The organism is Helicobacter cetorum MIT 00-7128, from assembly GCF_000259255.1.
Taxonomy (GTDB): domain Bacteria; phylum Campylobacterota; class Campylobacteria; order Campylobacterales; family Helicobacteraceae; genus Helicobacter; species Helicobacter cetorum_B.
This window is the reverse complement of the sequence record NC_017737.1, coordinates 274496-292752: the sequence shown is the minus strand read 5'-3', so window position 1 is coordinate 292752 and position 18257 is coordinate 274496. Positions and strand designations below refer to the sequence as shown.

Genomic DNA, 18257 nt, shown 5'->3' with positions numbered 1-18257 from the left:
TGATATGGCAGTGTCTAACTACAGCGCTATTCTAACAAAAAACGATTTGACTACGCCTTAAAGAAGTATGGGCTTATTGATAAATATTTGATAAAAAACACTCATTCTGTGGTATCTTAAGCTAAATTTTTAGAGAGGATTTGCTATCATGATAATGTTTAGCGATGAAGAATTGCAAAAACCCGTGCGTGTATCTGTGGAAAAAATCCGCCCTTATCTTATCAAAGATGGGGGGAACATAGAGATTATAGGGATAAAAGACATGAGAGTTTATGTAATCTTGGAGGGAGCTTGCAAATCTTGCCCAAGCAGTAAGGTTACACTAAAGAGTGTAGTTGAAAGACAGCTTAGAACTGATATTCACCCCGAATTAGAGGTGGTTTGTTTGCAAAATGCGCAAGAATTTAGGAGGATTTGATTTTAAGGATTTGGCATGCATAAATTTGATTACGAATTTAAAAAACGCGCCCTTATTAAAAACGCTTTTTTAGCCTTTAAAAAAAAGCATTATTCTAAAGCATTGCGCCTTTTTTCAGAGGCACTTTATTTAGACGAAGAGGATAATAAAGCTAAAATTGGAGCGCTTTTAAGTGATATTGCCCTAGATTTTCCTAAAGAAGCCCATAGCTTTTATGAGCTGTATCAAAATCTCATTAGCATGCAAAAACGAAGTCTCAAACACCAAGCTGAGGAGCAAATCTTAAGCCTTATTGCATCTTTTGATGAGGGACTAAACAAAATGGCAGAGGCTTTAGAGGCGCAAGCTAGTCAAAAAGGCGAAGAATTAAATGGCATTTTGTATGCGGATTTTAAGCGTTTATTTAAAGAGCGTGGCTTTAAAGAGGCATTTGAAGATTTGATGTTTAGCACTAGAATTATCTTTGATAACAAAGAGGATTTTTATGAGTTTTTGGGTTATTTAAATCAGTATGGCTACTATGAGCTTGCTATCAACTATATTGAGGGCATGCATGAATTGCATGGCGTGCATATCTATGACCCTTTTTTATGCAATCTTTTAAAGGACGCACTTAAGCATGTTTAATCCTAAATTCAAGGTAAAATTTTGAAACTCAAAAAATCACTTGTTTATAAAAACCATACTTACTCCTTTTTAAGTGATGACACTAACGAAGCCTTAAAAGACCCTAATGACACTCTCTTTGTCAAAACCCCCCTAAATGAAAAATACGCTCATTTGATTGAAGAAAAAAACCTAGCCATTTTAGATTTTAACGAGCTTAAAAACTATTTTGATTTTAAAATTAAGATTATAGGCATCACAGGCACTAACGGAAAGACCACTACAGCAAGTTTAATGTATTCTTTACTCTTAGATTTGAATAAAAAGGTCGCTCTTTTAGGCACAAGGGGGTTTTTTGTCAATGACAAACGCTTAAAAGAAAAAGGCTTAACCACCCCCACTCTTTTAGAACTCTATAACAACTTAGAGATAGCCTTATCTTTAGAATGCGAATACTTTATTATGGAAGTTAGCTCACATGCCATCGCTCAAAATCGCATTGCTGGGCTTAACTTCGCTCTTAAAATTCTCACTAATATTACAAGTGATCACTTAGATTTCCATAAAAGCATAGAAAATTATAGAGACACTAAAAACAGCTTTTTTAAAGACGAGAGCTTAAAAATTATCAACAGAGATGAAAAAAACGCCCTTTTTAATCCTATTAACGCTCACACTTACGCACTAGATAAGAAAGCTCATTTAAACATTCAAGCTTTTTCATTAAATCCTTCTATTAGTGCATCCTTATGCTATCAAAAAGATTTAAGAGAGCCTAAAATTACAGAAAATGCTTTAGCCTATTCCCCACTTTTAGGGCGTTATAATCTTTATAATATTCTAGCTGGGATTTTAGGGGTTAAGTTACTCACAGAGTTGCCCCTAGAAACTATTACGCCTTTATTAGAAAATTTTTATGGGGTCAAGGGGCGTTTGGAAATTGTGCATTCTAAGCCCTTAGTGGTAGTAGATTTTGCCCATACAGAAGATGGCATGCAACAAGTCTTTGAAAGTTTTAAAACCCAAAAAATTGTCGCTCTTTTTGGAGCAGGGGGTGATAGAGATAAGACTAAACGCCCCAAAATGGGAGCGATGGCAAGTTACTACGCTCATAAAATTATCTTAACTTCAGATAATCCAAGAAGTGAAAATGAAGAAGAGATTATCAAGGATATTTTAAAAGGCATAGACAAAAACGCTCATTCTAAGGTTATAGTAGAAATAGATAGAAAAAAAGCCATTTTAAACGCCCTAGAACATTTAAAAGATGATGAAGTCTTATTGATTTTAGGCAAGGGCGATGAAAGCATTCAAATCTTTAAAGACAAAACGATTTTTTTTAGCGACCAAGAAATTGTTAAAAACTATTATCAAAATTTAAAACAAGGATAAAACATGCAAGAATTTAGTTTGTGGTGCGATTTTATAGAAAGAGATTTTTTAGAAAACGATTTTTTAAAGCTTATTAGTAAGGGTGCGATTTGTGGAGCGACAAGTAATCCAAGCCTTTTTTTTCAAGCGATTACTAAAAGCGCGTTTTATAGAGATGAAATTACTAAACTTAAAGGTAAAAAAGCTAAAGAAATTTATGAAACTCTAGCTTTAAAGGATATTTTACAAGCTTCAAATGCTTTAATGCCCCTATATGAAAAAGACCCCAAGAATGGTTACATTAGCCTAGAAATTGACCCTTTTTTAGAAGACAATGCGAGTCAAAGTATTGATGAGGCCAAACGATTATTTAAAGCTTTAAACCGCCCTAATGTGATGATAAAAGTTCCAGCAAGCGAAAGCTCTTTTGAAGTCATAGAATCTCTAGCTAAAGCTCTCATTCCCATTAATGTAACCTTAGTCTTTTCACCTAAAATGGCTCAACAAATCGCTCAATTACTAGCTAGAGTGGCACAAAAAAGAGCGGTCATTAGCGTGTTTGTCTCACGATTTGACAAAGAAATAGACTCTCTTGTGTCTCAAAATTTACAAGCAAAAAGTGGCATTATTAATGCTACAGAATGTTATTATGAGATAGAGAAACACGCTAATCATCTTACAAGCACTCTTTTTGCATCTACTGGGGTTAAATCTAGTTCTTTAGCTAAAGATTACTATATCAAGGCTTTATGTTTTAAAAACTCTATTAACACCGCTCCCCTAGATGCCTTAAACGCTTATTTACTCAATCCAAATACAGAGTATCAAACCCCCCTAAGCATGACAGAAATTGAAGCGTTTAAAAAAGAATTAAAAAAGCAAAACTTGGATTTAGAAAATGTCGCCCAAAAACTTCTTAACGAGGGCTTAGTCGCCTTCAAACAATCCTTTGAAAAGCTTTTAAGTAGTTTTTAAATAATTTTTTAAGGGTTTTTTAGATAGGATAAACCCTTATTTTAATTTTAAAGGATTAACATGTTAGAAGGCGTTATTAGAGAGAGTATTACTAAGGCTAATGCCAAAGCTTTAAAAAAAGATGGCTATCTAATCGCAAATGTCTATGGCAAGGGAATTGAGAATGTCAGCTGTGCGTTCAAATTAAACCCTTTCATCAAATACCTTAAGGAAAAGAAACATTTGATTTTCCCGGTGAAATTAGGGGATAAGACTTATGAAGTCGTGGTTCAAGAATATCAAAAAAATCCTGTAACCAACGAGCTTATCCATGTGGATTTACTCGCTGTAACTAAGGGCGTGAAATCTAAGTTTAAAGTTCCTGTTAAGCATCAAGGCACTCCAGTGGGCTTAAAAAACAAGGGGATTTTAATGCTCTCTAAAAAGCGTGTGCGTGTAGAATGCACTCCAGAGCATTTGCCAGATTGCTACCTAGTAGATGTAACTTCTTTAGATGTGAATGAATCTATCTTAGTGCGTGATTTAAAAAAACACGAAAATGTTAAGATTTTAGACAATGATTCTATTGCCGTAATCGGTGTGATTAAGGCGAAGTAATTTAAAAAAATGACGCTTTTAGTAGGTTTAGGCAACCCTACTGAGCGTTACGCTTACACAAGGCATAATGTCGGCTTTGACATTTTAGACTTGCTTGTTAAAGATTTTAATATCTCTTTCACTTTTTATTCCAAGCACAATGCTTGTGTATGTATTTATAATGATTTTATCTTGCTCAAACCCCAAACTTACATGAATTTGAGTGGCGAAAGTGTCCTAAGCGTTAAAAATTTTTATAAACCCCAAGAAATTTTAGTTATCCATGATGAATTAGACCTAGCTTTAGGTGTTATGAAATTTAAAAATGGCGGAGGGAATGGGGGGCATAATGGCTTGAAATCCATTGATTTGCTCTGTTCTAATAATTATTATCGTTTAAGAGTGGGTATTTCTAAAGGGGCTAATATTATTGAACATGTGCTTTCAAGATTCAATGAAAACGAAGAGCCTTTGAAAAACGCTGTATTTGAACATGCTAAAAATGCCTTAAAATTTTTTATAAAAACCCATGACTTTAACGCCACACAAAATCGCTTTACCCTTAAAAATCCTTTGATTTTAGAGAGCTAGTAGCAATGCTAGAAAATAACTTAAAAAGCATTTTGATTAAAATTTTTAAGAAACTTAATTCAAACACTCTTTTAAAAATCTTTTTTGCTAAAAATTTTAAAAGTTCATTGATTTTTTTTAAAATAAAAACCCTTTTTATAGGGACTTGAATGCGTTTGTTTAGATTTGTAGGGTGGTATTACTTCAAATACTTTCTCATTGTGCTTTTAGCCTTAGAATTGTTTTTTGTAAGTATTGATAGCTTGAAATACGCCGATAAAATGCCCGATTCTGCAAACATGATTATCCTATTTTTTACCTATGATATATTATTTGCTCTCAATTACACTTTACCCATTTCTTTGCTTTTAGCAATGGTTTTATTTTATATTACTTTTATTAAGTCTAATCAATACACTGCCTTATTGTCTATTGGCTTTTCCAAACGCCAGATTTTAAACCCAGTGCTCATTATTAGCTTTTTTTTCACTTCTATTTATGTGGGATTAAACACAACTTCTTTTGTGTATATGGAAGAAAAAACGCAAAATCTCATCTACAAAGAAAATTTTTCAGCCACTTCAGAGCATTTATTAGTGAAATACAATGATGATTATGTGTATTTTGGCAAGATTAATCCGTTATTGCAAAAAGCTGAAAATATCAAAGTTTTTCGTTTAAAAAATAAAGTGCTAGAATCTTATGCTGAGGCTAAAGAGGCTTTTTTTGAAGGCAAGTATTGGATATTACATGACACTACAATTTATAGCATGCCTTCACATTTTGAGCTTGGCACAAACGCCCTGAAAACAGCCCATTTAAAAACCTTTAAAACGCTCAAAAATTTTCGCCCCAAAGTCCTAGACACCATCTATCAAAATAAACCCGCCGTTTCTATTACAGATGCCATTTCTTCTTTGCATGCTTTAATGCGACAAAATGCAGACACCAAAAAAGTGCGTGCTTTTTTGTATGTGTTTGGAATCTTGCCCTTTTTTGTGCCGTTTTTAGGCGTTCTAATCGCTTATTTTTCGCCCAGCCTTGCTCGCTATGAAAATCTAGCCCTTTTAGGATTAAAATTTATCATTATCACGCTCGTTATTTGGGGGCTATTCTTTGCTTTAGGGAAATTCAGTGTTTCAGGAATGTTTATGCCTGAAATTGGCGTATTATTACCCTTTTTTATCTTTTTAACCTTGAGTTGCTACTATCTTAAAAAACTCAATTCTAAACTTTAATTAACTTTATTTTCATTTAAAAGCTACATAAACATAAAAATATGTTGTAAAATATCTATAAATTAAAAAAATATATTTTAATATGCTCTTAATACCACCCCCACATATCACATGTGAAAAATGGTTTCACTATGATTCAAAAATCAGCGAGAAACTCAAAACTTTGATAGTAATTTTAATTTAAACTTGAGATACTATGTTACAACATATTATTACTAAAAGGATATTAAATGGCTGATTCTGCAAAAAATATAGAAATTGTGCTTGATGACAAAACTTATGGCTTACACCTAGTTTTTTATAAAGGCGAGAGCTATCCTGTGCTAGGGGATGTGAAGAGTTCTATCAAGGCAAGTATAGATTCCTTAGGGCGCATTATTTTTGTTCATCATGGGGTGCATTTGGCTCTCACAGCCCCAGATAGTGTTACAGGATTGTATTTTGAAAGCACAGAAAAATGGGACTATTTGACCTTTCGCCCCGCTGTGTTAAACGATGATAACCAACGCTTTATCATTAGGGATAAGAAAATTCTTACCGCTAATCAAGAATATATTGTTAAAGTTTATAAAAACACGCTCTATATTTCTAAAAATCCTACTGACTATTACGATTTTCATTTGAGCGACACTACAAGCCACTTTTTAAGCCATCCAAGCGAAGTGTTTAACTTTAGTTTTAAAACCCCTATTTCATGGCTCTACTTGGAAAAAGGCGTGGTGTATTATGTAGAGAGCAAACGCTCTGTGCTTGACTTTATCACCTACTACTATTACAACCCTATCACAGGGCATATCGCACAATACCATAAAGATACCGGCGAATTATACGGCTTGACTTCAAGTTCAGGCATTGATTCTTGGGAATACATTCATTTTAAGCCCTGTAAAGATGAGATGACTGCCAAAGAGAAAGAAAATAATAAAAATCAGTCTTTCCAGCTCTTGCTTGTAGATAACAAAGCCATTATCTTAGATGCTTATGGGAATAATTTAAGAGTAAAAACTTATGGGCCTTATTGGGGGGTGCCTTATTTTATTAACCCTTCATACGCTAATCAAGATGACGCTAACACACCTATAGATTATTTCTACTTGGATAACGCCATTGGCGATTTGTCTCGTTTCACGCATAAGAGCTTAGAGACTTGTTCTAAAGGTGCACCCCAAGCCCCAATTTTAGACCCTAAACTTGCTCACAGAAAATCTAGCCGTGAATTATTGGGGCTAGGGAATGACTTTCAGCTCACAGATGCATGGAAAAGACGCTTGCATGCCATTGCGACCACTTGTGTGCGTGGGGTAGTTAGTCGTATTGGAATGTGTGGGGTATGCCTTTTACAAAGCTATCAAATTGTTTTAGAACTCTTGCGTTATACAGACAATCCTTTGCAAAGTGGTGGGGCTTTATTTGACACCGCTCCTAATACCGACCCCTTTATTTCTTTCACTTCACGCTTTCCGGGGCTTGCCCTAGCTTTAGAAATTCCGGGCGAATTTATTCGTAGAGTGAGCGACCCCGCTTACATGCCTACTCGTGCCGCACATGCCCATACCGGTATGAGCTATACCATGTTAGCTGGATATCAAGTCAGCACAACCCCCATGTTAGATTCAACACAATTCCCCACACGCCTAAATGAAATGTTGCATGCAGAAGCAGGAAATGTGTGGATTGCATTTGTTTATAGCATTGATTCATCAGGACGCACTAACCAAATGGTAGGGCATGCCTTACCATTTGTTCGCACAAGAGACGGGCTCATTGCTATACGCACCAATACACCAGATAGAACGCTTGAAAACTACTCCCATGATTTATTTCCTTTGAGAGATTTGCGTGCTATCTTAAATGTGCTTACCACAGGATTTAACCACACCATTAGATATGTCCAGCTTGTGCATGTAGACCACCCCATAGCCAACCCTTTTAGCCAAACCCTAACTTGCCATTCTTTCGCCCACGCTTCACAATAATGGGTTTTTAGAAATGCTTGAATGGTAGGGGGGGCATTTCAAAAACCTTTTGGTTCTATTTGTAAAGACCATTGCTTTTTAGTTGCTGTTTTGCTACACTATTCTTATAAAAATCCCTTAAGCAAGGCTATTTAGATGCCTAATAATGCAAGCAAATTAGAGATTATTAAGCAATCCTTTAACAGCCTAACAAAAACTGATAAAATAGCTTTCCTAAAGGCTATTGAAAACAAAGAAACATCCACCATTAAAACACCCATTCAAAAAGGTATTAAAGAATGTTTGCATTGTGAGTTCGCTAAGCTTGTAAGAAATGACGCTAATCACAATAAGCAAAGATTTTTATGTAATTCTTACAAAAAGAATAGAGCAACTAAAGACTTAGACAAATGTCTTACCTATTATCATTTTGTAAATTTCATTAAAGCGAGTTATAAAGAAATGATTTTATTTAAACACATACAAAATAGTGAATACATCAATAAGGGTTTAGAAATTTCAAAAAAAATATCTAGCAATAGTATAAGCGATTTCTTATGACAAAAGAACAAGATAAATCTCTAACTCTAGCCAATCGGCGTTATTTAGGCAATAAGCAGTCTATTTGTGCATTTTTTAAAGAGATTATTAGCACGCTAGAACCTATTGAAGTCATAGCTGATGTGTTTAGTGGCACAGGAGCATTTAGTGCATCTTTCATAGACAAAACAATTATTACAAACGATATTTTATATAGTAATTATATTACACATTGTGCGTGGTTCTTGCCTTTAGGATATGATAAAAATAAAATTTATGAAAAGCTAGATTTTTATAATAACCCCTTATTTTTAAACAATAAAGAAAGCTCTAATTATATGAGTGAATATTTTAGCAACACTTATTTTAGCTTTAAAAATTGTCTTTTGATTGGTGAAATTAGAAAAGATATAGAGCAACAATATTTAAAGAAAGAGCTTAATTTTAAAGAATATGCCCTATTGCTTAGTGCGTTATTGTTTGCAAGCGATAGAATTGCTAATACCGTAGGGCATTATGATGCGTATAAAAAAATGTTAAAGATTTAGATAAAAAAGTTTTAAGACTAATCCCCCTAATAGCGCCCAAGACACTAAAAAACAATGTTTGTTACAACTTGGACACTAATATTTTAATAGAAAAAATTGAGTGTGATTTATTGTATTTAGACCCCCCTTATAATTCTAGGCAATATAGTAGTGCCTATCATCTTTTAGAAAATATCGCTCGTTTTGAGAAACAAACCCCACAAGGTGTGGCTAAAAAAATCCCCTTAGAACACCTAAAAAGTGAATATTGCACTAAAAATGCCCCCTTAGTTTTTAAAGATTTAATTTCTAAAGCTAGGGCTAAATATATTTTACTCTCTTATAATAATATGGGCGATAAAGGTAATAGCCGTTCCAATGCTAAAATAAGCGATGAGATAATTCTAAGTATTTTAAAACAAAAGGGCAAAGTAGAGATATTTGAAACCCCTTATAAATATTTTAGCACGGGTAAATCTAAAATAACCAATCATAAAGAAAGATTATTTTTATGCAAAGTGCAATAATTCCTAGTTGCTTTAATTATATAGGGGGTAAGACCAAATTACTCCCTCAAATTTTAAAGCATTTCCCTAAAAACTTAGAAGTTTTTGTGGATTTGTTTTGTGGGGGTTGTAGTGTAGGGCTAAATGTTAAGGCTAAACAAATTATTTTTAATGATAGCAACACTAAACTTATTAAGCTTTTAGAAAGCATTAAAAATATTCCTTATGAACTTTTTATGCAAGAAGTTCAATCTTTAATTGATGCTTACAATTTGTCAAAAAGCAACATACATGGATATGATTTTTATCAAAGTAATAGCTCTATAGGACTTGCAAAACATAATAAAGCCCCTTTTTTAAAATTAAGAGAGGATTACAACACGCTTTTAAAAAATAAACAAGATAATCTTTTTATGTTCTATACTTTGATTGTTTATGCCTTTAATAATCAAATCCGTTTTAATCAGCAAGGTTTTTTTAATCTTCCTGTAGGCAAGAGAGATTTTAATGCAAATTTACAAAATAAATTTATAACTTTTTCTAAAACCTTAGCACAAAAAAACGCTGTTTTTAGTCGTATTGATTTTAGAGAATTTAAAATCAATACATTGCCTAAAAATACACTTATTTATTGCGACCCCCCTTATTTAATCACTAATGCCCCTTACAATGAATTAAACGCATGGACTATACAAGAAGAAAAAGATTTATTAAACTTTTTGGATAATACGGATAAAAAAGGATTAAAATTTGCCCTTTCTAATGTGTTGGCGAGTAAAAACCAAGAAAATTTTCTTTTAAAAGAATGGGCTAAAAAATACCATTGCCACTATTTAAAAAAGAGCTATGCTAATAGCAATTATCAAAGAAAAAATAAACAAGCTCCAAGCATAGAAGTGTTAATCACAAATTATTAGGAAAAAAGCATGGCAGAGTTATCGTATCAAAGCTATTTTTGGGTTATAGGAACAACAGGTTTTAGAGTTAAACAATTAGCCTACAAAATCATTTGGCAATGCCAATTATTACAAGAATTTCAAAATGAAATCTTAGCTGACTACGGAGCTTGGCAATGGGATAATGTGCAAGTTCAATACTATAATTTTTTAAAAGAAAAAGGGTTTTTAAGTGGGGATGCAAGTAGAAAAGATAAAGATGCGAGATTAAAGACTTCAGGGCTTGTAGATATTGGATTATTGACTAAAAAAAGTAGGCAACTAAGCGAGGTTGGTAAAGAATTGCTTAAAGCAAGTAATAATGATGAAAAAGAGCCTTTATTTTTAATAGATACAACAAAAGTATGGTTTTTTTAAAACAGCTTTTAAAAACGCATATTCAAGTCAATAACAAAACTATAAGACCCTTATTATTAATCTTAAAAGTTTTAGATGAATTAGAATACCTTAATTATGATGAATTTACATACCTTATTCCCTTAATTACTGACTCAAAAATCTTAAATTTACTAATTGATAAAATCAAAGAGTATAGAAAACTAGAGAATATCCAAAAAGATAGAAATAGCTTTATAGATGCCATTATTTATGAAGTTTTAATAGGCATGCCTAATTACCAAAAAGCCTTACAAATATTTTTAAAAAATGAAGTTAGCATAGATTTAATCTGTAAAATTGGCATCAACAGAAAAAGTCCTAATTATGATAGGAATTACTTTGAAATATATCAAGCTTTACAAAATTGTTTTTTAAATGGCATAAATAATCAAGAAACACATTTAATAACACTCTTTAAGAGCCTTAAAAATTTAAAAAACTCCAAAACTTGTCGCTTATGGTTTAAACTTATTTTTGCTAAAAATCCTACTTCAAAAATAATTGAACAAAATCAAGTTTCTACTTGCTTATCTTCAACTAACCCATTTTTAAATTGTAAAGACATTCAAGAATTTAAGCAAATCTTTTTTAAATACTTGCATGTGTTTAAAGCAAAAGCGACTTTGGAGGATTATTTTGATTTAAATTGTAGATATTTTAATTTGAGTGATATTATCGTGTTTGAAAACGGATTAATCAAGCTAGACATACTCCCTAAACACTATTTTAAACAAGTTATAGACTCGTTGTCTTTACAAATTTTTAAACCAAATCATCAATTAAAACAAGCTATTTCTTTAGAAGAGATTATAGGAAATGCCCCAAACCTTGATAGGCTTTATAGGGATTTAAGTCTAGCTCTTAACGCTCCTATCAAAAATCAGCAAGACATTATCTATAATACTAATCATTATAAAAAACAACAATTTATCACACTGATTGAAAATAAATTTAGTAACGCAGTTTTATTAAAACTTCTTCAATTATTTAAAGATAGAAACAATAATCCTAAGGCAGATAAAAATATTTTTGAGTTAGTTACTGATGAGGCTAATATTCCTACTATTTTTGAATACATTATAGGCATTATTTGGTATAAAATCTCTCAATTTGAGGGTGATTTAGGCGTATTTCTAAAACTCTCTTTACAACCTAATTTATTGCCAAAGACTCATGCAAAAGGGGGAGATGCTGATATTATCTTTGAATATGCCCCTAAGTTGCCTTTTTATCACAAGCATTGTCTGTTATTAGAAGTTACACTAACAACTAAGGACAATCAAAGGCGTATGGAATTAGAACCTGTTAGCAGACATTTAGGTAATCATCTTATTAAAACAAAGAATTTGAATGATTATGCCATTTTTATTAGCACTTATTTAGATCCTAATGTAGTGAGCGATTTTTCATATAGAAAAATCATGCCTTATCAAAAGGACAAGAAAGGCATTAATGGTATGAAAATCTTATCTTTAGATACAGATATTTTAGGTGTGATTTTAAGTAAAAATATTACTTATGAAAATCTTTTCGTAATACTAGATAATTTTTATCAACAAGAGTTAAAAGACCAAGATTATTGTAAGCCATATAGCAAAATTAATGCATTTTAGAATCACCAACTACAGCCATTTGGGCTTAACAATGCCTTGTTGTTTTCTATCTTAAAACACTATTGATAGCTTTATAATAAAGTCATCATAACTCAACAACAAAAAACAATAGCCTAAAAAATAAGGTTTTCATAACGCACCATAAAACTTAAAGTGCGTCTCTAAACCCTAAAAAGTATAAACATAGCGCAAATACATGGAATATTGACGCATTAAAGTCTGAGTCAAACTAAAATTTGTCTCTGGTCCGTTAATGGTGGTTGGTTCTAGCGTTGTTTTCTTATCTTTGCCAGAGCCAGTTGTTACTTCTTTTTGTGGTCCTTGACTTTGTTCCTTGATAGTGGTAGAGCCCTTAAAAAACTCATTAGGAATGGTAGGAATTTTGATGCCAAATTCAATGCCATGGTGTTTGAAGAAATTCGTTCTAATCCCTACATTTACCAAAAATTGAAAGTGTGTGTTATTCACTTTAGAGTTTAGTTTTCCTGTAGTATACTCGCTACTAGGATTAATACCTACGCTACAACTAGCCGGCGTAGTATCTCCACATGTAATCGTGCCATCAGCATTAGTCATATACGCATCAGCGTCAGTATTCACACCATAGACATAACCATCTTCAAAATATCCTACACGATTATTTGTCCAAGTATTACCCGCAAAATTTACGCCCACAAAAAACCCTGCCGTAGCCTTATCTTTGTTAATGATATTAAAAAGCATGTCTGTGCCAAAACCATAAGTATACATATCTACTTTTTGATTGTTTAGATAAAAGGGCGATATAGCGTTAGCGGCACGAGAATTAGAAAAATTAGAATGCCCATAATCAAAGAAGCCATAATAACGCAAGCCAAACCATTTTTTCTTGCCTATAAAATGCTTATAGCCTGTCATCACACCTAGCCCATACATAGGCTGGTTATGCCCCAAAAGATTTTTATTGGTGCTAAGCATATTTAGCCCACTCCAATTAACTACGCAGTTTCCGGGAGCACAACCACCACTTTGACCTATGGGCGTATTGGGCGTATTGTTTGATACCACCGTGCCATTAGGTATTTGAAACAAAGAGCCATCTTTATAAGCATTAGTTTTTTGGTCAGCTCTACCAATTTCTAAGCTAATTCCCACAAACGCACCATTTTTTTCATACGCCATTAAAGGAGATAATAACAAAAACGAACCTAAAAAAGTGCCTAAAACAACCGAACCCCTCTTAGAAATACCCAAAGAATCAGCCACTACAGACCTATTGCCACTAAAATTCCCCACAATCTTTTTACGATTTTGCATTTTACTTCTATCTCTTTTTTACGGAAATTAAGTATTACTCTCATGGTTTTTGGTTAGAGTATTACTTTCTAAATTATTGTATTATACCCTACAATACTCTTAAAAGTCAACCGACAACAACACTCAAAAATCTCTATTCCTTGCGTGTTATTAACTAAATTATGGTAGGGTGCTTTCTTATCAAAAACCCCTTTAAGGAAGTCCTATGACAGCGATTTATCCCTATATCTTGGTAGTGCATTTATTGTGTGCGATTATTTTTATTGGATATTTATTTTTTGATATGGTAATTTTCCCTAATGTGAAGAAAATGTATGGCGAAGAGTTTGCTAACAAAGCCAATATGGGTATCACTAAAAGAGCGATTAAGATTATGCCCTTATGCGTTTTAACGCTTGTTATTACAGGGGGTATGATGCTTAGCCAATATGTGGGGGGTGATAAGGGTTGGTGTGAAACCCCTTTTCAAAAAGTGCTTATGGTTAAAGTGATTTTGGCTTTAAGCATTTTTGCTTTGGTGCTTTTTTCTTTATCTTGCAAGTTTTTAGGCAAGAAAAATCCTATCGGTAATTATATCCATCATATCGCTTTAACTTTTGGCTTTTTAATTGCTATTTTGGCAAAACTTATGTGGTTTGCTTAAGAACGCTTTAATCTCAAAGAATTTAACACTACTATCAAAGAACTAGCACTCATGCTTAAGCTCGCTATTAAAGGGTTGATATACCCTAGCATAGCTACAGGAATTAAAATGGCGTTGTAAATCAAACTTAAAGCAATATTTTGTAACACTATCTTATAGACTTTTTTAGCATTACTTAGTGCTTTTTCTAACAAACTCAAATCTTCTTCTAAAAGCAAAATATCACACGCACTCTTACTTAAAGCACTTTTTTCAAACCCTAATGAAACATTTGCTCTTTTTAGGGCTAGGGCGTCATTATTGCCATCGCCTATCATGGCACACACACCTTTATAAGAACTTACTATTTGAGCCTTATCTTCAGGCTTCAAGTTCGCTTGATAATTAGAAATCCCTAATTGTTTTGCACAATTTTTGACAGAGTTTTCATTATCCCCACTTAAAATTTCTAATTCTAAACCCTTATTTCGTAAAGTTTGAATAACTTCTTTAGCATTAGACTTCAAACGCTCTTCTAAGATAAATACCGCTTGTAAGGTCTTATTTTTAGCAAAGCCTACCATAATATTCGTGCTTTTCTTAATCTCTTCTTTGATTTTTAAATTAACTCCCATAGAATCTAAAAACTTCAAACTCCCTACTAGAAAGGTTTCGTTTTGATAATGTGCTTTTAACCCATGAGCAAAAAACTCCATTTTTTCTAAGACAACCTCATCACAATCTAATGATTTAATGATAGCACTATGGGCTAAATGCTCTCTAGTTTTTAAAAGACTCTTTAAAAACCTTTCATCAAAACTTTCATAAATAATGCTCTCTTTTAAAAGGACTTCTTTTTGAGTGAGTGTGCCGGTTTTATCTATAAAGATTTTTTTGACTTTTGCTAAAGTCTCTAAAAACAACGCTTCTTTAAACACAATCAAAGGGTTTTTAAATACCCCTATCACTAAGGCAATAGGTGTAGCTAGTGCAAACGCACAAGGACAACTTATCACTAAAACACTAATACACACCATTAAAGCTTTTTCAAAATTAGCCCCCAAACCAAATTGCCATAGCACAAAACTTAAAAAGGATAAAAACAACACCGCTTTAGAAAAAATATCTGCAATTTTATTCGCACTACTCTCAATTAAGGGCTTTTCTAAAAAACTCTTTTTTAAGGTTTCTAATAAACTAGAAAGGCGTGAGTTTTGAAAATTCGCACTAACTTGATAGCTAAAAGGCACGCCCACATTCACATAACCCCCTAAAATCTTATCATTAAGCCCTAATTCCAAAGGCTTAAACTCCCCACTAATTAAGGACGCATCTACACTTGCACTACTTAAAAGCTCTCCATCTAATGCGATTTTAGCTCCACTAGGCACAAAAACAATAGAACCTATAGCGACATCTTTAGGGTGTTTTTCAATATGCTTGTCATTTTCTACAACTATCACGCTATGAATTTCATGCGATTCTAAAGCTAGGCATTTTTCATTCGCAAACAACCTAGCCTTTAATTCCAAAAACTTAGAGCCAAAAACAAGGGTTAAAATCGTGCTACTAGCTTCAAAATAAGTCTCTTGTGAGTTAAGCATGGCATAAATAGAATAAACAAACGCCGATAACGCCCCAAAAGACACGCTCAAATCCATACCAAAAACGCCATTTTTTAGCCCATAAAACGCCCCCTTAATAAAAAATCGCCCCACAACCACTAGCACTAATAAGCTTAAAAGTAGTGAGACAATATCTAGGTTTCTTTGCATAAGCTTGTCCATGCTATTAGCATAACTCGCATATTTGGCAACCGCAATAAACATCAAATTCATGGTTGCAAAAAACCCTATACTTAAAGTAAGCAAGTAAGAGCGTTGCTCTTTTTGAGCTTTTAAGGCGTAATTTTTAGCATTATAGATTTTAGCTCCATAGCCCAAGCTCTCAATTTTTTGAATAATTTCTTTAGGGTTTAAGGATTTGTCAAACACAATTTGTAAATGTTGCGTTGTGAAATTCACGCTCACTTTTTTAACCCCCTTTAAACGCTCTAAAACCTTTTGATTGAGCCATAAACACGCAGTGCAATGGGTTTTTTCTAATAAAAGATTAAGAATATAATCGCCCCTATTATTCTCTTCTAATGCTTGTTCTAATTCCAAAGAGCTAATGGCATTTTCACTCACTACAGGGGCTAAAGTAGAAGTGCCTAATTTGTCATAAAAGCTTTCTAAATTCAAATCTAATAATAACGCATACACCCTAGCACACCCCGTGCAACAAAAAACTAATTCTTTATGATTGATAGTCTCTTTAAAAAGCTCACTTTCTTTAAACTCTAACTGACAATGCGAACATTTCATTTTAATCCTTAATCTAAAGGCACTTTAATAGAATAAGTGTTACAAGTTTGATAGATTTTTAAAACTTCTTTGGTGTTATCGCTTTGATTTTTGGAATTATGCGTGATTAGGGGGGGTAAGACTTTTAAAGCGGATTTAGAATTATTCCTAGCCACTCCAAGCATTAAGTGGGCGTTTTTATCTTTAAAACTTTGAACAAATCTTAAGGTCTCTAAAGTGAGTTTAACACCCTTTAAACTCTCTATGACTAGACAAAGTGATAAGGCTTCATAACAAAAAATAAAATACCCCTTAGGTTTCAAACATTTTTTAACCTTAGAAACAAGGGAAAAAAAGTCTAATTCGCTTTGGTGTCTTGCATGCCCTTTAGTCATAGATTTAATAGAACCTAAGGCATAAAAAGGGGGATTACACACAATAATGTCATACAAAGTAGGGGGGTTGAAAACTAAAAAGTTAGTTTCAAACACTTGAGTGTTAGGAAATTTTAGGGCGTTTTTTTGAGAACAAAACGCCATTTTACTATCCTTTTCTACTAGGTGTATGTTTGCTAGTGGGTTATCTCTCGCACACAATAAGCCTAAAATCCCACACCCTGAGCCTATATCTAAAATTTTATCGTGCGTTTTAACAAAGGGGCGTAAAAAATCGTATAAAAAAAGCGAATCGCTGTTATAAGAATAGGCGTTTAAGGGCTGGTATAACCTTAAGAGTTTGCTATCCATAAAAGGGCTTCATTTTCCAAAAGTTGTGTGTGTAATAAACGCCCTTTGAAAGGGGTTTTTAAAATAAATGAGTTAAAAGCCTTGCTAATCATAGATGCATGAGAGTGTAAGAGTAACATATCCACTTGCTCTCTTAAGCTCTCAAATAATTCCCACCCCCCTTCAATAAGGTTGAACCCTTTATTTAGGGGCAAATCTTTAGGGTTATGATAGACATTTACCAAGCGATTAGGCACAGAAAAAACTCTTAAATTAGAATGGATAGAATGCTTAGACAAAATAGCGATATTAGGGGCTTTTGTTTGATAAAAGCTATCAGAAAAACGAGTATCTAGCAAAGGGTTATCCACTCTTATTGTATTACCAGAGATTATGAGAGAATTACAAACGGCTCGCTGATTATGCGTAAAAATGGTGCTTTTTTCACCAGTGATTTTACCATGCTTATAATCCCCATTCATTCTTAAAGCGAGTTTAAATAAATTAAAACGCCCTTGTTTTTCCATTATTCTAAAGGGCAAAAGCAAGTCATTAGCCTTTTTTTCTAAATTCTTACAAATTAAAACTTCAATATGGGCTTTTTTTAGCCTTTCTAAACCCCCTTTTTTAGCTTCACACTCTTCTGTGGCAATAACGACTCTTTTAGGCTTTAAAATTTCTAATAATTCACTACAAGCTGGAGTTTTACCATAAGAATTGCATGGCTCTAAGGTTACTAAAAAAGTGCAATCTTTAAAAGCGTTGTGGTGGTATTTTTTTAAAAAATCACTTAAAGTTTTAGGGTCTTCTATTTGGTCTAAGTCGCTTTTTAGCTCAGGTCTTAATATTTTTAGAGCCGTTTTAGAGGCTAGGACTTCTGCATGCGAAGTTTTAGCCTTTTTATGCACTTCTAGACTTAGAATTTCATTGTCTTTATCTAGCACCATGCAAGCTACGCTAGGGTTTTCTAAAGCTAGAGTTTGATATTCCCATGCCTTATTCAAACAAGTTTCTAATAAACTCTCATAAAGTCTCATAAC

Annotated in this window: 18 protein-coding genes and 1 pseudogene; 15 read left to right on the top strand and 4 right to left on the bottom strand. The window is 33.2% G+C overall.

The genetic code is table 11. The annotated features are described in order from the left end of the window. Positions 1–148 precede the first annotated feature (148 nt). From HCW_RS01475 to HCW_RS01420, 14 genes and pseudogenes are all read left to right on the top strand, one after another. Entirely contained in the window at positions 149–418 is a 270-nt protein-coding gene (locus tag HCW_RS01475) for a NifU family protein (protein WP_043902553.1), read from the top strand. Positions 419–433: 15 nt separating this feature from the next. Then, the gene (locus tag HCW_RS01470; RefSeq protein WP_014660456.1) at positions 434–1045 is read left to right on the top strand and encodes a hypothetical protein; all 612 of its coding nucleotides are present in this window, start codon (positions 434–436) and stop codon (positions 1043–1045) included. A 21-nt stretch (positions 1046–1066) separates the two neighbouring features. Then, positions 1067–2416 carry a UDP-N-acetylmuramoyl-L-alanyl-D-glutamate--2,6-diaminopimelate ligase gene (locus HCW_RS01465; protein ID WP_014660455.1) on the top strand — a complete coding sequence of 450 codons (1350 nt, stop codon included), beginning with the start codon at positions 1067–1069 and terminating at the stop codon, positions 2414–2416. 3 nt (positions 2417–2419) lie between these two features. Beyond that, positions 2420–3370 (top strand): transaldolase, encoded by a 951-nt coding sequence (locus tag HCW_RS01460; protein ID WP_014660454.1) that lies wholly within the window; start codon positions 2420–2422, stop codon positions 3368–3370. 60 nt (positions 3371–3430) lie between these two features. Beyond that, positions 3431–3967, top strand: coding sequence for a 50S ribosomal protein L25/general stress protein Ctc (locus tag HCW_RS01455; RefSeq protein ID WP_014660453.1), 537 nt, complete (start codon positions 3431–3433; stop codon positions 3965–3967). Between the two features lie 9 nt (positions 3968–3976). Next, positions 3977–4537: an aminoacyl-tRNA hydrolase gene (gene pth / locus HCW_RS01450; protein WP_014660452.1), complete on the top strand. Its 561-nt coding sequence runs from the start codon at positions 3977–3979 to the stop codon at positions 4535–4537. Between the two features lie 149 nt (positions 4538–4686). Beyond that, on the top strand, positions 4687–5754 hold the full coding sequence (locus HCW_RS01445; protein WP_014660451.1) for an LptF/LptG family permease: 1068 nt from the start codon (positions 4687–4689) through the stop codon (positions 5752–5754). Between the two features lie 230 nt (positions 5755–5984). Continuing rightward, a complete protein-coding gene (locus HCW_RS01440; RefSeq protein ID WP_014660450.1) occupies positions 5985–7730 on the top strand; it encodes a DUF1561 family protein in 1746 nt (581 codons plus the stop codon). A gap of 135 nt (positions 7731–7865) precedes the next feature. Then, positions 7866–8093 (top strand): annotated as a pseudogene (locus HCW_RS09970) (IS1595 family transposase); the annotation flags it as partial. A 173-nt stretch (positions 8094–8266) separates the two neighbouring features. Next, on the top strand, positions 8267–8797 hold the full coding sequence (locus HCW_RS09655; protein WP_231283032.1) for a hypothetical protein: 531 nt from the start codon (positions 8267–8269) through the stop codon (positions 8795–8797). A gap of 20 nt (positions 8798–8817) precedes the next feature. Continuing rightward, positions 8818–9303: a DNA adenine methylase gene (locus HCW_RS09650; RefSeq protein ID WP_331270855.1), complete on the top strand. Its 486-nt coding sequence runs from the start codon at positions 8818–8820 to the stop codon at positions 9301–9303. Continuing rightward, the gene (locus HCW_RS01425) at positions 9288–10199 is read left to right on the top strand and encodes a DNA adenine methylase (protein WP_014660448.1); all 912 of its coding nucleotides are present in this window, start codon (positions 9288–9290) and stop codon (positions 10197–10199) included. Before HCW_RS09650 ends, HCW_RS01425 begins: the two co-directional genes overlap by 16 nt. 9 nt (positions 10200–10208) lie before the next feature. Beyond that, the gene (locus tag HCW_RS09015; protein WP_052306437.1) at positions 10209–10595 is read left to right on the top strand and encodes a hypothetical protein; all 387 of its coding nucleotides are present in this window, start codon (positions 10209–10211) and stop codon (positions 10593–10595) included. Continuing rightward, a complete protein-coding gene (locus tag HCW_RS01420) occupies positions 10583–12229 on the top strand; it encodes an AlwI family type II restriction endonuclease (RefSeq protein WP_052306436.1) in 1647 nt (548 codons plus the stop codon). The genes HCW_RS09015 and HCW_RS01420 overlap by 13 nt, the downstream gene beginning before the upstream one ends. A gap of 168 nt (positions 12230–12397) precedes the next feature. Here HCW_RS01420 and HCW_RS01415 read toward each other — a convergent pair whose 3' ends face one another. Continuing rightward, positions 12398–13525 (bottom strand): outer membrane protein, encoded by a 1128-nt coding sequence (locus tag HCW_RS01415; RefSeq protein ID WP_014660447.1) that lies wholly within the window; start codon positions 13523–13525, stop codon positions 12398–12400. 205 nt (positions 13526–13730) lie between these two features. Here HCW_RS01415 and HCW_RS01410 point away from each other — a divergent pair, with 205 nt between their 5' ends. After that, positions 13731–14168 (top strand): CopD family copper resistance protein, encoded by a 438-nt coding sequence (locus HCW_RS01410; RefSeq protein ID WP_014660446.1) that lies wholly within the window; start codon positions 13731–13733, stop codon positions 14166–14168. Here HCW_RS01410 and HCW_RS01405 read toward each other — a convergent pair. From HCW_RS01405 to HCW_RS01395, 3 genes are read right to left on the bottom strand one after another with little or no spacing between them, the layout of a single operon-like run. Continuing rightward, complete coding sequence (locus HCW_RS01405; RefSeq protein ID WP_014660445.1) at positions 14165–16513, bottom strand: heavy metal translocating P-type ATPase; 2349 nt, start codon at positions 16511–16513, stop codon at positions 14165–14167. The genes HCW_RS01410 and HCW_RS01405 overlap by 4 nt on opposite strands. A gap of 8 nt (positions 16514–16521) precedes the next feature. Next, complete coding sequence (locus tag HCW_RS01400) at positions 16522–17238, bottom strand: tRNA1(Val) (adenine(37)-N6)-methyltransferase (protein ID WP_014660444.1); 717 nt, start codon at positions 17236–17238, stop codon at positions 16522–16524. After that, positions 17220–18254, bottom strand: a complete 1035-nt coding sequence (locus tag HCW_RS01395) for a bifunctional diaminohydroxyphosphoribosylaminopyrimidine deaminase/5-amino-6-(5-phosphoribosylamino)uracil reductase (protein WP_014660443.1) — start codon at positions 18252–18254, stop codon at positions 17220–17222. Before HCW_RS01395 ends, HCW_RS01400 begins: the two co-directional genes overlap by 19 nt. Positions 18255–18257 lie beyond the last annotated feature (3 nt).

Excerpts from the sequence above, each read along its gene's own strand:
- HCW_RS01405 (WP_014660445.1), bottom strand. The coding sequence starts at position 16,513 with ATGAAATGTTCGCATTGTCAGTTAGAGTTTAAAGAAAGTGAGCTTTTT.
- HCW_RS09655 (WP_231283032.1), top strand. The coding sequence starts at position 8,267 with ATGACAAAAGAACAAGATAAATCTCTAACTCTAGCCAATCGGCGTTAT.
- HCW_RS01470 (WP_014660456.1), top strand. The coding sequence starts at position 434 with ATGCATAAATTTGATTACGAATTTAAAAAACGCGCCCTTATTAAAAAC.
- HCW_RS01395 (WP_014660443.1), bottom strand. The coding sequence starts at position 18,254 with ATGAGACTTTATGAGAGTTTATTAGAAACTTGTTTGAATAAGGCATGG.
- HCW_RS01445 (WP_014660451.1), top strand. The coding sequence starts at position 4,687 with ATGCGTTTGTTTAGATTTGTAGGGTGGTATTACTTCAAATACTTTCTC.
- HCW_RS01475 (WP_043902553.1), top strand. The coding sequence starts at position 149 with ATGATAATGTTTAGCGATGAAGAATTGCAAAAACCCGTGCGTGTATCT.
- HCW_RS01440 (WP_014660450.1), top strand. The coding sequence starts at position 5,985 with ATGGCTGATTCTGCAAAAAATATAGAAATTGTGCTTGATGACAAAACT.
- pth (WP_014660452.1), top strand. The coding sequence starts at position 3,977 with ATGACGCTTTTAGTAGGTTTAGGCAACCCTACTGAGCGTTACGCTTAC.
- HCW_RS01460 (WP_014660454.1), top strand. The coding sequence starts at position 2,420 with ATGCAAGAATTTAGTTTGTGGTGCGATTTTATAGAAAGAGATTTTTTA.
- HCW_RS09015 (WP_052306437.1), top strand. The coding sequence starts at position 10,209 with ATGGCAGAGTTATCGTATCAAAGCTATTTTTGGGTTATAGGAACAACA.
- HCW_RS01415 (WP_014660447.1), bottom strand. The coding sequence starts at position 13,525 with ATGCAAAATCGTAAAAAGATTGTGGGGAATTTTAGTGGCAATAGGTCT.
- HCW_RS01425 (WP_014660448.1), top strand. The coding sequence starts at position 9,288 with ATGCAAAGTGCAATAATTCCTAGTTGCTTTAATTATATAGGGGGTAAG.
- HCW_RS01455 (WP_014660453.1), top strand. The coding sequence starts at position 3,431 with ATGTTAGAAGGCGTTATTAGAGAGAGTATTACTAAGGCTAATGCCAAA.
- HCW_RS01400 (WP_014660444.1), bottom strand. The coding sequence starts at position 17,238 with ATGGATAGCAAACTCTTAAGGTTATACCAGCCCTTAAACGCCTATTCT.
- HCW_RS01420 (WP_052306436.1), top strand. The coding sequence starts at position 10,583 with ATGGTTTTTTTAAAACAGCTTTTAAAAACGCATATTCAAGTCAATAAC.
- HCW_RS01410 (WP_014660446.1), top strand. The coding sequence starts at position 13,731 with ATGACAGCGATTTATCCCTATATCTTGGTAGTGCATTTATTGTGTGCG.